The 15,124-nt window shown below is 45.0% G+C and carries 7 protein-coding genes; 3 read left to right on the top strand and 4 right to left on the bottom strand.

The annotated features are described in order from the left end of the window. Window positions 1–53: 53 nt before the first annotated feature. The 3 genes from N836_RS72775 to N836_RS42820 form a co-directional block, all read right to left on the bottom strand. On the bottom strand, window positions 54–1,277 hold the full coding sequence (locus tag N836_RS72775) for a HupE/UreJ family protein (RefSeq protein ID WP_023070728.1): 1,224 nt from the start codon (window positions 1,275–1,277) through the stop codon (window positions 54–56). 687 nt (window positions 1,278–1,964) lie between these two features. After that, window positions 1,965–5,363 carry a GAF domain-containing protein gene (locus tag N836_RS42825; protein WP_031291514.1) on the bottom strand — a complete coding sequence of 1,133 codons (3,399 nt, stop codon included), beginning with the start codon at window positions 5,361–5,363 and terminating at the stop codon, window positions 1,965–1,967. A 32-nt stretch (window positions 5,364–5,395) separates the two neighbouring features. After that, window positions 5,396–7,261, bottom strand: a complete 1,866-nt coding sequence (locus N836_RS42820; RefSeq protein ID WP_023070726.1) for an AAA-like domain-containing protein — start codon at window positions 7,259–7,261, stop codon at window positions 5,396–5,398. A 440-nt stretch (window positions 7,262–7,701) separates the two neighbouring features. Here N836_RS42820 and N836_RS75600 point away from each other — a divergent pair, with 440 nt between their 5' ends. From N836_RS75600 to N836_RS75145, 3 genes are all read left to right on the top strand, one after another. Continuing rightward, window positions 7,702–7,881, top strand: a complete 180-nt coding sequence (locus N836_RS75600; RefSeq protein ID WP_023070723.1) for a hypothetical protein — start codon at window positions 7,702–7,704, stop codon at window positions 7,879–7,881. A 161-nt stretch (window positions 7,882–8,042) separates the two neighbouring features. Beyond that, window positions 8,043–8,957, top strand: coding sequence for a metal-dependent phosphohydrolase (locus N836_RS42815; protein WP_200867378.1), 915 nt, complete (start codon window positions 8,043–8,045; stop codon window positions 8,955–8,957). Between the two features lie 125 nt (window positions 8,958–9,082). Then, window positions 9,083–12,088: an NACHT domain-containing protein gene (locus N836_RS75145; RefSeq protein WP_081716786.1), complete on the top strand. Its 3,006-nt coding sequence runs from the start codon at window positions 9,083–9,085 to the stop codon at window positions 12,086–12,088. 20 nt (window positions 12,089–12,108) lie between these two features. Here N836_RS75145 and N836_RS42810 read toward each other — a convergent pair whose 3' ends face one another. Continuing rightward, window positions 12,109–15,006: an NHLP bacteriocin export ABC transporter permease/ATPase subunit gene (locus N836_RS42810; protein WP_023070720.1), complete on the bottom strand. Its 2,898-nt coding sequence runs from the start codon at window positions 15,004–15,006 to the stop codon at window positions 12,109–12,111. Window positions 15,007–15,124: the final 118 nt, after the last annotated feature.

Genomic DNA, 15,124 nt, shown 5'->3' with positions numbered 1-15,124 from the left:
ACTGTTTGCTAACTCGCCGTCTCTAACAAATAAGGCCTTACCGCACCAGGGCTCTAAAACAGACCCTGCAATATTGGTAAAACTCGAATATTGACATCAAACGCCCGCTCTATAAACCAATAGAGTGACATTGCGCCCAATGACAAAGCACCAGTCCTCATCACAAAGCTTGGATAAAACCACTGATTACGTAGCAAATAAAGTACAGGAAAGATGACAGCAATAATAATTAACTGTCCGATTTCCACACCTAGGTTAAACCCAAATAAGGATAAAGCTGCATTTTGACTGGTTACCCCCAAATCTGCCAATACATCAGCAAATCCAAATCCATGAAACAACCCAAAGAGAAAAATAATTAACCATGAGCGTCCCCGAAAAATAGGATAGAAAATGTCCACCGCTGCCAGGCCAATGGAAGCCGCAATAATAGACTCCACTATCCGAGAAGGCACTTGAACAATCTGTAGTGTTGCTAAACAAAGCGTAACACTGTGAGCAATGGTGAAAGCAGTAGCAATCTTAACAATATAGATGAATGCAGTTGAAAACTTGTCCACTGGTTGCCATATTGAATCTTCCTGTCGGCTTAGCACTGATGGCAGCAGTAAGGCACCTAAAAAGAAAACATGGTCAATACCTTCTACGATATGTATTATCCCAAGATAAACAATTGCCGAAAAGCCCTGCCACAGACTACCAGATGTCAGATCTAATGTCTGAGTCTGTCCTGGCTGTCTAAATATCATTAGCGGTGTAGATTCATTCTGGAAGGTTCCTGTCATCCAATTTTCTTCTACTAGCAACATATTTGTATGCTGCGGCAGCTGTTCTAGAATCACATCGTATGTAACATCGATAGCTTCAGGCATAGCCTGAAAACCATTTAAGTTATATTCAAGGGTCAAAAATTGGGAAAATGTGGTGTTTAAGAATCCATACTCCTGAAATACAGGACTACAGGCTTGAGGAGCACAGCTAAGGGTCAGATGCTCATCTACATAGGCTCTAATCTGCTCTATATAGGGCTCAATATCATCTCTGCGAACTTTTTGTTCAACAGGGAGATCAAGCTCAAGTACTTCACTGAGTTCCTTAACGGGCATCTCCACCCGTGCCGAAATAGCATCTTCCCTAATCTGAAGGTAAATATAGCTTTGACCCAAATTATGCGCTGTCGCACCCGGTAATAAAGATGAACTAACAATGCACAATAAACAGGTCAGAGTAGCAAGTAAAACTCTGACTGCAGTGGACCCCGTCAGCTTACCAAGCATGATTCATACCAGGCCAAAAATTGGCCTCTCCTCAAAATATCAATGAAATATGAGAAAGAACTGAATGTTGTCTTAAAACAAGCCTATTATCAAACCTCAGCCCATCAGCAATTGTTTAATGCCCAGGCCTGCTTACACAAGTCTCGCTTGACCGTTCTTCAAGAAATATACATTAGATTTCCTGTTCTCAAAACATCATACGTATATCTTTGTATCTAAAGTTAAACGTGTCCTCGTGTTTCTACAGACAGTACGGATAGGTCTTGATAATGGTTTTAAAGCTCATATGAACTTTGTATGAACTATGTTTGAAGTTGATATAAAGACAACTGCGCTACTGTGTAGCAACTATTCCTACCTTGCAAAAGCGGGTTCTACGGCCATTGCTTGTTCGGCATTGCTGCTCCGAACTATGATTTTGTCTTGAAGATATGGTTGTATAACCTTTCTCATCGATCTGTTCATCCTCTCAAGCAGCAGCGGCGCTTATTCTGGATTGTCCTTGTAGTATATAAAATAGGCATTCCATCAGCGCTATGGGTTAACATTAGTAATCTAGACAAGCTTTAGGTAATAAAACATGAGGCTAAAGACCTAAGTTTTAGATTAGGTCTTTAGCCTCATGTTTTATGGCGTCAGTTTGCCCGCTATTAACTGTGGATGAGTGGATGGGTGGATGGATGATTGTTACTCAGACAAATGCTCTTTGAGAATCTGCTCCTGCTGTCGCACCGCAGCCAATAGCTCTGCATTTTGAATGATGATGCCTACTTGATTGTTAAAAATGTAGAGACACTTCTGATCGCTGTCATCAAAACTAGTACGATACAGCTCTGGGACTGGTCGATCATGTACTAAGGGTAAGTCTGGATAATGTCCCGCTTTCTTTTTATTGATCAACTGTGTCACGCCAATCAGCTCACCGTCTTGATTGAGAATGGGCATACAAAGCAGACTGCAGGTGCGATAACCACTGCTGGCATCGGTGGCTTTGGCACGTTCTGACGCTGGGTGATGGTAGAGGTCAAAGGGGATATTCAACGGTTCACGGCGCTTAGCGACTTCTCCTGCAAATCCCTCACCAACATTAAGGCGAATTTCTTGTACGTTATTGTCATCAAATTGGATGCGACTCCATAGTTGATTGCGATCGCGATCCAGCAACCACAGCGTTCCTCGATCTGCACTCATCAGTTCCTTGGCTGCATCAACAATACGTCCCAATATCTCCTCGGGTTCTGCTGTATTCAAATCACAGGAGCGCACAGCTGCCATCAAGGTTGCCGCTACTCGCTGCCCCCGCGACGTCTTATGGTACGAGAAGAAACTCTCCAGAATAATCTTAATGGCAGCAGAGTTAGCATTGACAGTTTCAATATCCGCTGCCGTAAATCCTTGACGGTCAATTCGTTCCGCCAACGGCATATCTGGATGCAGGTAGGGTAACAGCTTGTTGAGCAGTTGCACCACCGCAATCAGTTCACCTCGATGATTAATCAACGGTAACGATAACAAGGTATAGGTGCGATAGCCTGTCTTTAAATCTTGCTCTTGGGCAAACTCCGAGCGGGGATCATCATAAAAGTCGTAGGGAATGTTGATCATCCGACGATGAGCCGCTACCTCTCCGACAATACCTTGATTAAGCGGTACTCGGATTTCGAGATCATTTGCCTCATTGTCAGTTTCTGCCACAATTGACCAAAATTCCTGATGGTCTGAATCAAACAGAAAAATTGTTGTCCGGTCGGCCCCCAAAGACTGACCTAGCTTGAGGGTAATAGAACGCAGGGTAGTATCCAAAATTTCATCAAAGCCTTGTTTATCCATCACCTGGTCTAACAGCTCTAGAGTTTTGCTAACTACACTCTGAGGATGGGTCGACTGACGTTCTAGCTCAGTAAAGTGCTGAACATTTTGCAAGGCAATACCAACCTGAGTATTGAACACCTCCATGTGTTGTTGACTGGTATGATCAAAACTGGCCTGGAAACAAGCTGGAGCTTCAGGCCAGGTGTCAGGGTCATAAGATGGAAATCTTCCTTGACGGCGTTTGTTTACTAGCTGTGTCACACCGAGTAACTTACCGTTGCGATCGCGTACTGGCATACACAATAAACTACAGGTGCGATACCCTGTTTCGCGATCCGTTAACTTGGCAAAACTAGATTGGGCATGGTCATATAAATCAAATCCGATATTGAGAGATTCTCCAGTCTGGGCAACAATACCGGCATAACCATGCCCAATGGGAACTCGTTTTTCCTTAAACTCGCCATTTTCAAAGGGAATGTTAGACCAAAGTTCCTGGGTTTCGTGATCCACTAACCAGAGAGTTACACGATCCGCATTCATCAATCGTTTAGCCGCATCAATCACCCGCCCAATTACTTCATCTGGATTAAGATTACTTTGAGACACAGATGTTGTAGCATTTGTCAGCGCTTCTGAAGTCTGAATTTGTTGCGTCAGACGATAGCAATAATGACATCGCTCCAGAATTCGTTGAATGGGCTCAGCATATTCTTGCAGCTGAGCTTCATCTTCTTGCATAAATCCCACTGGATCGATCCGTTCTTCCAGGGGAGCTGTCGGATTATGAGAAAGTTTGAGTTTGTTCACCAAATGAACAAACGCTATTAATCTACCCTGGGAGCTAGGTAGATGAAAGAATAATTCATTATGGCTTGGATAATTTTCAGTCTTCTGAGCAGCTCCCTTAGTCGCATGGATAAACTGCTTGAATTCTGTCAGTTGCCCCGTATTGGCCTCGTTAGTCAAAATGTTGATAGTGGGGTATTTAGCATTGCCACTATTGGCCTCAATCGACCATAGCTCATTCCTTTCTGGATCAATAAAGAAAACGGTGGTGCGATCAGCACTCAATAACACACTCATTTTGAGAGTGATATCGCTCAAAATCTCATTTAGAATATAATCAAACCCTTTGCCCTCCATGACATTGAGCATCGACAACAGCTTTTGCTCCTGTTTGGAGACAGTTTTCATAAACTCCTCGTAAACATTCGACAAAACCCGCTGTACCCATTGATTATTAAATACGGTGGCATAAATGCGGTTGTAGACGCGCAGTTGTTCATCTCGTTTGACCACCAACCCGGCTAGCTGCAGTTCTAATTGTTCGCTACTATCATCAGCAGAAACATCGCCATCTTTGAGAATCCGCTCATAAAGCTGCAATAAGGGACCTGTGCGTTTCTCGATGTTGAGTAAGCGATCGCGAATAGTCTTCAAATGGGGGGGCTCATCCTGAGCTTCCCAATTATCCAAAATGCGACGCTCTACCAAAACCTCTACATAGCGTCGTTCTACCCCTGCTTTAATGGGTTCATCTTGTGCCGTTATCGCCTGACATAGCTTTTGGGTCAATAGCGGTTGTCCACCCGTCCAATCCAAGATGCATTTCAGTAGCTTTTCTGGGCACTCGGCATTGACTAACCCTTTAGCCAGGGTACGTGCTTCTTCAAATGTAAACCCGTGTAGATCAATAGCTCGTCCCACATTAAAGGGAGTGCAATACTTATCTTTAATTAAATCGGAGGGTGTTGTTACCCCCAACAGTGCAAACGTCAGCTGACCTGAATCTAGACAAGAACGGATGCAGGCAAAAAAGTCATCCGTTTCAAAGGGCAGACGCCGCATACTATCAATTTCGTCAATAAAAATAACAATCGGCTGAGTCACATGCTTGAGCAATATCTGCTCAATAAACTCATTAAGTACTTTAATCGGCGAGAGATAGTCATACTCCTTGAGCCAATCCCGTAGCTTTACCGGCAGGCAAAAGCTCGTCACCAATCGCCGCATAATACCGGCATACCATTGCTGGGCCGTAATATCTTTACTGCCAATTTTGTTGAGGTCGATAGCAGCACAGGCCACGCCTTCCTGTTGCAAACGATGAAATGTACGCACACGCAGACTCGTTTTACCCATCTGGCGTGAATTGAAAACGTAGCATAGCTCACCCGCTTTTAACGCCTGATATAGAGCCTCATCCGCTTCTCGGACAATATAACTAGGAGCATCCAGGGGCAAATGTCCCCCAACTTTGTATTTCATCATCTACCTTCACCTGAATGTCTAAAAATGTCGTCTTATGGCTGCAAACGCTCATTAAAATACTGGCGATAAAGATCAAAGCTGGGCACCACACCATTTCCCTGCAGCTTAACCAAGCCTAAGCTGTGGAGCTTAAACCCATGGGCTGATTCAAGAGAAACAGGAGCCTGACTGGCCAAAACCTGGCTAAACGCAGCCGCTAAAACAGGATCACGATTCAAATTCCACAGGTGACGACGCAAATGGTCACCATAAATACCTGATTCTGTTGGTGCAGTTGTTAACAGCTGTTTCCAGGTCAGCTCACGCTGCACAATATGATAAAACGCAAATCGAACCAGATAAGGATGACCACCAATCAGCAGCATCAGCTGTTGGATTTGTTCCGTATTCCAGCTGAGGCCGTGGCGATGAGCTAAATCGGTAACCTGCTCCAGATTGAACTCCTTGAGTTCAATGGGCAATCCAACATTAAAAGGCGATTGATTAATGTCTAAAGGGATATATCCTTCGGTTGAATGCACAACCACCAGCCGTAGTTTTTCCCAGAGACTACTGCCACCCACCCCATACCCTGCTTCTTCATACCAGGCTCGCAATAGACCAAAAAAGTCATCGACAATATCGGTGTACTGAAAAACTCGATCTACCTCATCCATGCCTAATACTAAAGGGGTTGCAATTTCTGGCAACAGATAATCCTCAAAATAAGCAGTGCAGTTATCTTTACTACCATAAGCATCTGTCCAAAAATCCTCTAAGCGCGGCGGCACATTGAGCTTACGAGCAACTCGCAGACAAAGCCAGCGCAGCAATTGCTCAAGACTATTAAAAATTTCACGATCCGCATGTTGGAAACTCAAGGGAATTGTTTGATACTCTTGGTCTTCGGCCTTGCTCAAGATGCGAGCCATGAGCGAAGTTTTGCCCATCTGCCTGGGAGCTTTAATGCGAATTAGGGCTCCAGGCTTAAGGATCTCGTCATAACACTGAGTGTCTTGAGGTTGACGCTCGATGTAAAAGGCAGACTCCAGCCGGACCTGTCCCCTAGGAATTTCTGGATCAGCAACAGGAGATGGCGGTGGGGTATGCAGTAGGGTGTGGGCGTGATTGGCAGCAGTGGAAATGATCTGAGGTGTTTGCTGATCATGTTCTGTCTGATATCCAGATGGCAATTGGGGGAAATGGCCGGTTTGAATACCATGCAACAGATCTCGATAAAGTATATTCTCATCCCCTGGCTGCGTCCAAAGATACTGCTGTGCCTGCTTGAGATAATTTCGCAGAGCATGGTTCAGAGAAAAAGATGACCCAGTTTGCAGATGTAAGACCAACAATCGAGGTTTTTCGTTGTAGTTATTAATATGCTGTTCCCAAATCCGTTGTAGTAGCTCAATCAGCATCTCACTCATAGCCATTTGAGCCGACAACAGTAAGATAAAATAGTGACAGCTAGTGAGCTTTGTCTCTAGATGACTGACCCAGCCACTGCCATTATTGGATACGGTATCTAGATTGGCTAAAAATGGATAGCTATCAGGTTGCACTGCGTTCCCGATAGTCTCTGCTAGCTGGGCATCCGGTACTTGATCGCGATAGATAATCGTAATCTGTTTTGGTGTCTGCTGTTTAATCGCGCGCTCAATCGCTCCCCTAAGGCGTTTTTTCGTAAGCCTTTCACCTAAAGCATCTGAGATTTTATGCCACAGTTTATAACCGACAGATTTCTCAATGTAGTCTGGTTTAAACGGATAAATTTCTTCGTAGGTTTTGCCTTCCCAAGACCCTACAAAGACTTTGCGTTCTAAATCACTTAGATGCTTTTCAGTCTTGCTATAGACTAGCCTGTCGACAAATTCTAAGGCGGCGTCTGCATCTATTGAAAAACTGCTGCTGGACATGGGTGTGACAGATCATGGAATTGATTTTAAGCAGGGTATGATGCACGGTTTTAAGGTAACCTTGTCGTTTATTTTCTGGCAAAGCTAAAGTTGAGGTTTACAGGGCTTTGCTGAGGTTTTATGAGGTTTTGATGAAGCCAGCGGGTAGTGCTTTATTATTACTTAATATTTTTTGCTCTAGGTTGTGAGCTTTTCTGGTTACGTCACGGCGCTCAAACCTAGATACTGCAAATACACAAAAGTTAGACAGACGATTTGAGAAGTTAGCCATCAGGAACACAAGGGGTTGCATACACGATAGGTACAACCTACCCATAACTCCTGACTTCTTTTCAGTATGGCTGTCTGCAATCAGTTCAACCAGGGACATAACTTTCTCATAGCTAAGGCGTGAACGCACTATATTCTGTCTTGCCTATTACCCCAAAGGAGAAAAAACAATGCCTCCAGTTTTCTTGGTCTCACTCCCCTTTATTTTGCTATTGCTGCTATCTAGAGGAATGAATACTCAGTCAGCCCAACCCAAATCAGCCCAACCAACCATCGAAAAAGTGATAGATATCATTGACAGTCAGGATGGCGATGAAATTATTATTGTTCGCCAAAAGAAACGCTCTTAATATAGGCCGATATCTGTATTAGCTCATCCAAGTTCGACATTTTTGACATCAGAAGCGGGAAGGGTGAGCTAGAGTATAAAGATACATATTCCACAGCCCATAATGTTCTTCGTCCTTGTAGAAAACTCTCTAGTCTGCAACCAAGTTTCACTGAGGTAACAGTGCTATATCCTGCCACATCGATGAAGCAAGCCTGTGTTAATCAGCTGCATGAGAAATACATTCAGATGCTGGGAAAGCCATTAGGGTATCTGACCACTACCCTTGACCAGCAATTTCAACCAGACTACGGTGTTCTATTACGGGTATTTGCAGCTAAAGTATTGGATAAACTGAGCGCTAGCACGGCTCTTTATCATAATGTTGAACACACCATTCTAGTTTGTCTGGTAGGCCAGGAAATTTTGCATGGTAAGCACCAGCTTGAAGGTAATGTTACCTGTGAGGACTGGCTCAATTTTATGGTGTCGCTGCTCTGCCATGATATTGGCTATGTGGGCGGTGTTTGTCGACAGGATGATACAGCACGGCGCTGCTATGTGCGAGGTCAAGTACAAATACCCGCCAGCCAAACGTCAGAAACGGCCTGGGTTAAGCTAGCACCAGGCACAACCGATGCCAGCTTAGCGCCCTATCATGTGGAGCGCAGCAAGCTGTTTGTACAGGAAAACTTTAGTCATTATCAGGTTTTAGATTTAGAGGCGATTCAGCGAAATATTGGGTTTACTCAGTTCCCCGTGCCCGATGTGCCTGCCTATCAGGTTACCGATCACTATCCCGGTCTGACCCGTGCAGCCGATCTGATCGGTCAGCTCAGCGACCCGAGTTATTTGCAAAAGACGGTGGCGCTTTTTTACGAATTTGAGGAGTTGGGCAAAAACCAGGAACTGGGTTATCGCACCCCAGATGACATGAAACTGGGGTTCCCTAAGTTTTATCGTACTCAGGTTTATTCTTACATTCAGCCCGCCTTGGCTTATTTGCAGGCAACGCCTCTGGGCCAGCAGATTGTTGAGAATCTGGAGGCCAATATAGAAGCGGTGAGCAGTAATGAGCCAGCTTTATCCAGACTCTGAACTTTAACCCAGAAAGACGGTCTGATTCTTTTCTTTACTTGGGTTTACAACATTATCCTAATAGTAGAAGTCGCGGCTTGAAGTAGCTATATTTAGGCTTAATATAGCTTTGCCGCCATCTACCCATGGAAAAAATTATCCAATCGGCTATCACAAACCTTGTGAAGTGGACTCCTTCTGGTGTGGGTATGGGTATGACAGCCCATGCACTTTTAACTGGCGATTGGATACAAGCAATTCTTGCCTCTTTCGTAACAGCTTGCTCATCAATATGGGTAAAGTTCAGCAGCAAGTTTATGGAGGAAGCTGGCAAGGAAGCTGAAGTCAGGGGGGGAGGCTTAGCTAAGTGGATGTTTGTAATAGGTGATCAAGTTGCTGTAGCTTCAAAGGCAAAAGCACTGAGCATTTGGAGACATTTAACATCAGACTTTGAGGATAAGTATTATCAGAGACTGACTTATATTTGCCGTAACCATGAGACTCAAGGACTGGATAAGGATCAGGTCCTAAAGTTGCAGAAAGTATTTGTTCCTCTCAAGATTTCACAAAAAAGTCTCGCTAAGATTTCCCCCGATTTAATTCAGAACCTTCCAGAAAAGCTATCGAAGCGCCAAGATATTGGTCAGATTTTGATGAGAATGGCTAATGACTATGCATTTCGGCGTCTGGCGATTTTAGGTGCACCTGGTTCGGGTAAAACCACTTTGTTACGATATCTAACACTAATTTATACAAGTCGTCAAGAACGAAAACTCTTGTACCCTAAAGCACCATCATATATTCCGGTGCTTATATATCTGAGAGATGTACGAGAAGTTATTATCAACAAACCAGATTTATCATTGGCTGATCTCATTGACTGTTGGCTGCAGCAATTGCAGAAGATTGATCCACTAAAGCCACCCCCGAATTGGTTCGCCAACAAGTTAAAGCATAGTCAATGTTTAATCTTGTTGGATGGGTTAGATGAAATTGCTGATGAAGCTGAACGACAACAGGTTAGTGAATGGGTCGATTTCCAAATGAAAGAGTATCCAGAAACAGCCTTTATTGTTTCTTCCCGTCCATTGGGATATCAACATGCTAACCTCCAGCAAGATGTCACGATTTTAGAGGTACAACCCTTTAGCTTTAGCCAAGTAGAACGCTTTATTCAAAATTGGTATTTAGAAACAGAAATCAGAAATCAAGAAAATTACGACGATTTGGGAGTGCAAGAAGATGCTAAACAACAAGCAGATGATTTGATCAAGAGAATTCGAGATAATGCTCCATTAGCAGCAATGGCTGTAAATCCTTTGCTGCTAACAATGATTACTAATGTTCACCGTCGAGGTAGTGCTTTGCCTGGCAAACGAGTTGAGCTTTACAAAGAGATTTGCCAAGTTTTATTAGAAAAGCGACAACGAGCAAAGCGTATTCCTGATAATTTGACAGCTTCTCAAAAGATATCTGTTCTAAAATCATTGGCTTTTGCTCTTATGAAGAATAAAATACGTTCTTTTTCACTTAATCTTGAAATTGATAAAATACTGCAGGAGAGACTGATTTTAGTGTCTTCTGACACATTAGCCTCAACTCAATTCCTAAAACAAATGAGAGAAATTAGCGGATTATTAACTGCTAAAGAAGAAGGGATTTATGAGTTTGCTCATCTGAGCCTACAAGAATATCTGGCATCAGTTGAAATCAAGGATTTAAAGGAAGAATCAATATTGATTAATGCAATTAAAGCTCCAGAACAACTTTCCTGGTGGGCTGAAACGATTCGACTTTATTCTGCTCAAACAGATGCTAGTGGAATCATCCAAGCAGCTCTTTATTCTGAAAACATTGATACCTTATCATTAGCTTTCGATTGTCTAGAAGAAAGTCTAAGTATACAGCCTCATACGCGCGAGGAGCTTGAAGCATGCCTAATCCAAGGACTAGAATCTCATAATCCAGACTTGTTCAAGTTAGCTGCAAAAGTCAAACTATCTCGACGCCTGGAAAGATTGCTCAGAGTCGATGAAAAGAACGCAATTGATACTAGCTATATCACCTGTGCAGAATATCAGTTATTTGTTGATGAGCAGCATCAACAAGGAAAAAACCATCAACCTGATCACTGGTGTCAATATCATTTCCCTTCAGGTATCGCGACTCAATCTATCCAAGGAATTAGGGCTAGTGATGCTCAAGCTTTTTGCCAATGGCTAAGCCAACAAACTGGGCAAATTTATCGATTACCATATATTCAAGAAGAGAAAATTTACCCCATAACACAAGCTGATATTGGTACATGGAGTATAGATTTGGAATCAACAGAGTACAAACTAGTAGGGGTGCCCACAAGACAATGGCAACAATGGAAAGATATTTTAGCTCAATCAATAGAACAGCTTTTTATATCAGATTTTGATGCTGCTCCAGACTATGCTGTCGCTATTGATCCTGCATTTGATCGCATTAGGGCTCTTGAACGTGTAAGAACACGTTCAAAGACAAAACTTGACCGCAACAATCATACTTTTATTGAGCGTGCTCTTAGCCGTATCTATGCACGTGCGCATAACATTGACCGGGCTCATAGCATTGACTTTGATCTTACCTGCGCTCATACGGATACCCGTGCTTATGCTCTTGCACTTGCTAGTAGCTTTGCACGTACACGTGATCGCGCCCGTAATCGTGCTCGTGTTAGCATTAGCGATAAATCCCGAAGCTTAGCTTTTGCCCGTGCCCGTACAAGTGCTAGCATTCGGGCACGGGCACGTGATCTTGAGACTGCACGTAACAATACTCTTGATCTTGTTAGTGTGCTTGATCTGAACTTTAATCTCGACCTTAATTTGGTCAATACTCGTACTATTAATCTTGAGTTCGATCTTGTTCGTGCTTACTTAAATACCTTTTTACTGATTTTAGAGCTTCTGATTGAGGCTTATGGTCAATTTTTAAAGCCTCAAGATTGGATGCTTTGGGACAATAAAGAGACTGAGAAGTATAACCATGACAGGGATATTTTAATTCAGCTATTTAGTGATACAGCAGACTTTTACATCATGTTCTTAATCATCCAATTACGACAAGCGCAAAAGCTTCCAGCATGGGAAAGTATCCAAATTATTAAAGAAGAGCAAAAATAAATTGAGTGTCACGTAAAATTCTAGGCTAGCTGACGTTTAATTAATTCTGCAAAAACTCCTGGCTGCTTTGCCAGTTCGTCAAAGCTACCAACCTGTACCACTCGCCCTGCTTTAATCACATAAATGCGATCGGCATTGCGGATTGTGCTCAACCGGTGAGCGACAACAACGCGAGTCACGTTAAGCCGGTCAAGGCTTTCACTGACAATGGCCTGGGTTCTGTTATCCAAAGCGCTGGTTGCCTCATCCAACAGTAACAGTTTTGGATTCAGGGCTAGGGCTCTAGCAATAATCAATCGCTGACGCTGACCCCCAGACAGGTTACTGCCGCCTTCGCTCACCACGGTGTGTAGCTGCATGGGAAAGCTGCGGATATCGTCGGCAAAGCCTGCCATTTCTGCTGCCCGCCATGCATCATCCTGGGTAATTAACGCCCCACCAGAGATGTTTTCAAAAATTGATCCGGCGCTGATGTGGCCATTTTGCAGCACCACGCCCAGCTGTCGACGGATGGCGGTTAAATTCAAACCGCACATATCGCGACCGTCGTAATATACGGTGCCCGATTGAGGATGTTCAAACCCTAACAATAGACGTAGCACCGTTGACTTGCCCGACCCTGACGGTCCCACCAGGGCAATAAACTCCCCTGGTTTTGCTTCTAAAGTGACGTCGTCTAAGATTAGCGGACCATCGTCTCGATAGCGAAACGTAATGTGGTCAACGCAAAAGGCTCCGGTAAGCTGTCCAGGGTCGGTTTTTTCGGTGGTGACTTCAGGGGATGCTGCCAGGATGGGTTGCGATCGCATCCACAATGGAATTACATCCATCACATCGATCATCGTCAAACTCAGATTAGTGACACCGCCAATAAAGATAGCAAAGGCCGCATTAAAGGCCAAAAACCGCCCCGTTGATAGTTCTAGCGGTCCAACCAGCGTACTGGCCACCCAAAATAGGGCAATCGTCGTCACTGTCGGAATAACAGTATTAAACACATTAACCGAGTCTTCCAATCGCTGGGTACTCAGCTCTATCTGCAACAGCCGTCGATACTTATCACCCCACTGGGCAAACGCCCTCGACTCCGCCCCAGCAATCCGCAGCTTCGACACCCCATTGATCAGCTGCACCATCAGACCATACAACTCACCTCGCAGCTCCAACATCGGTCGTTGTTTTTTAAGCAAAAGGGCTCCAGACGTTACCGTGACCACCATAATCAACAACGCTACAGCTAATGCCAGCACGGCTAGCTTCCCACTGTAGTAAAACAGCAACCCCAGATTTAACAGCGCAAACGTCCCTGACAAAATCGCATCTAACGCCGAACCACTGAGGATACGCCGAATAGACGTAATACTCGACACCCGCGACAGCAAATCTCCAGTGGAATAGTCTCGGAAGAATGATGTTTGCAACTTCAGCAAGCGGTCCCATACCGCCGCTTGCAAGGTCACATCAGACCCGGTCTCCAATCGCATCGTTGTGATTGCCTGCACCAGCTGAAAACTGGCTCGACCAATCGCCACTGCCACCAATGCCAACCCAATTTGCAACAGTAGACCCGCACTACCAAACGGAATCGCATCATCCACCAATACCGCCGTCATCTGGGGCAACACCATACCCAGCAAGGTCACCACGACCCCAGCCAGGCCGACCACCGTTAGGTCTCGCTGACGGCCATGAAAGGCAAATTTCAACAGATCCCAAGCCGTCAGGTGGCCCTCAGGTAAAGGCCGATAGAACATAAACGCCACCGGCTCCACCGTGTTGGCCACAGCCTCATCAATTATCACCCGCTGGCCGGTGGCATCCATCATTTCATAATGGGTTTGGCGGATCGGCAGTAGCGCCACCGGACGTCGTCCATCTTGCGTATAGGCTACCAGCGGCCCCGCATCCTGCCGCCACCAGCGCCCCCGCAACAACACCTGCCGCAGCCGTAGCTGCGAGGCCCTGGCAATAGCTTCTAACGGTTCTTTAACCTGATGGGCCTGTTCTGACTCTGCCGGAGGCTCAATCTTGACACCCAAGGCATGCCCAACTGCGCCTGCGACTCTGAGCAGAGGCGTTTCTGCCAGTAGATAATCGCCTGCACTGGGCTGTAAGACAGAGACCAATCCCTGCAGCGTTGTTTGGGTCACCTCCTGATTGAGCTGCTGTCGAGCTGTAAACTGTTGTTCTCCTCGCTGTCGATCCGATTGCCAACCCGCTTCAATGATCTCTAGCGCATACTGATGAAAGAGATTTAATCCCTGAATAAATTCACCATAGGAGATTTTGGAACACAGCTGATTAGCTGATACCACCTGTAAATCGACTGGCTGATCATGCGCCTGTACCCAGGTGGTGCGTGAGATCGGAAATAGGGGAGCCGATGGCTGTAGAACAAACTCTTCAGTATCGAGCCAGTACACCGAGTTATTGGTTGGTTTTACCCACATCATGGCGGCTTTAGGGCTATAGCCATCAGCGGGTTGAAGACTTAAAGTTCCAACCATATCGGAGACTTCTGCAATCGATCTGCCAGGAAATCCCTTCACCAGGGTCAATGCCTCTACCCAACGCTCGACCTGTCGCAGTAAGGGGATGGTGACATGACCACAGATATCGCTGCTGTCATCGGCCATTGTGACGATGGTCTCTATTTCACTTGCCTCAAAGGCCACCGCCATCAGAGCCAGATCACAGGACCGGGCATCTGTTCCAACCATCAAATCTCCAACATCGACCGTCCACAGATAACGACGTTCACCCACAGGTGCTCCATCTTGCCAACCCACTACAAAAATACCTAAACGGCCAGATTTGACGCGCCAAAGCCCAGCCGCCACCAGGGGGAAGATATCATTGCTGTTAATGGACTGAATGCTAGAGGTGCTAGAGGGGCTTTGGGAATCTGCAAGAACCATAGGATCAAGTCGTCGAGATAACAATAAACTTCAAAACTCTCACTCAGGGGATTGCGCTTAAATAAATTCCCAGGTTGAGGCTGTAGATGGGTAGATGAGTGATGGGGTAACAGGGAAT

It is taken from the genome of Leptolyngbya sp. Heron Island J, from assembly GCF_000482245.1.
In the GTDB taxonomy this organism is placed as follows: Bacteria; Cyanobacteriota; Cyanobacteriia; order Phormidesmidales; family Phormidesmidaceae; genus Leptothoe.
The sequence above is the reverse complement of the archived record's forward strand: the minus strand, read 5'-3'. Positions and strand labels throughout refer to the sequence as shown.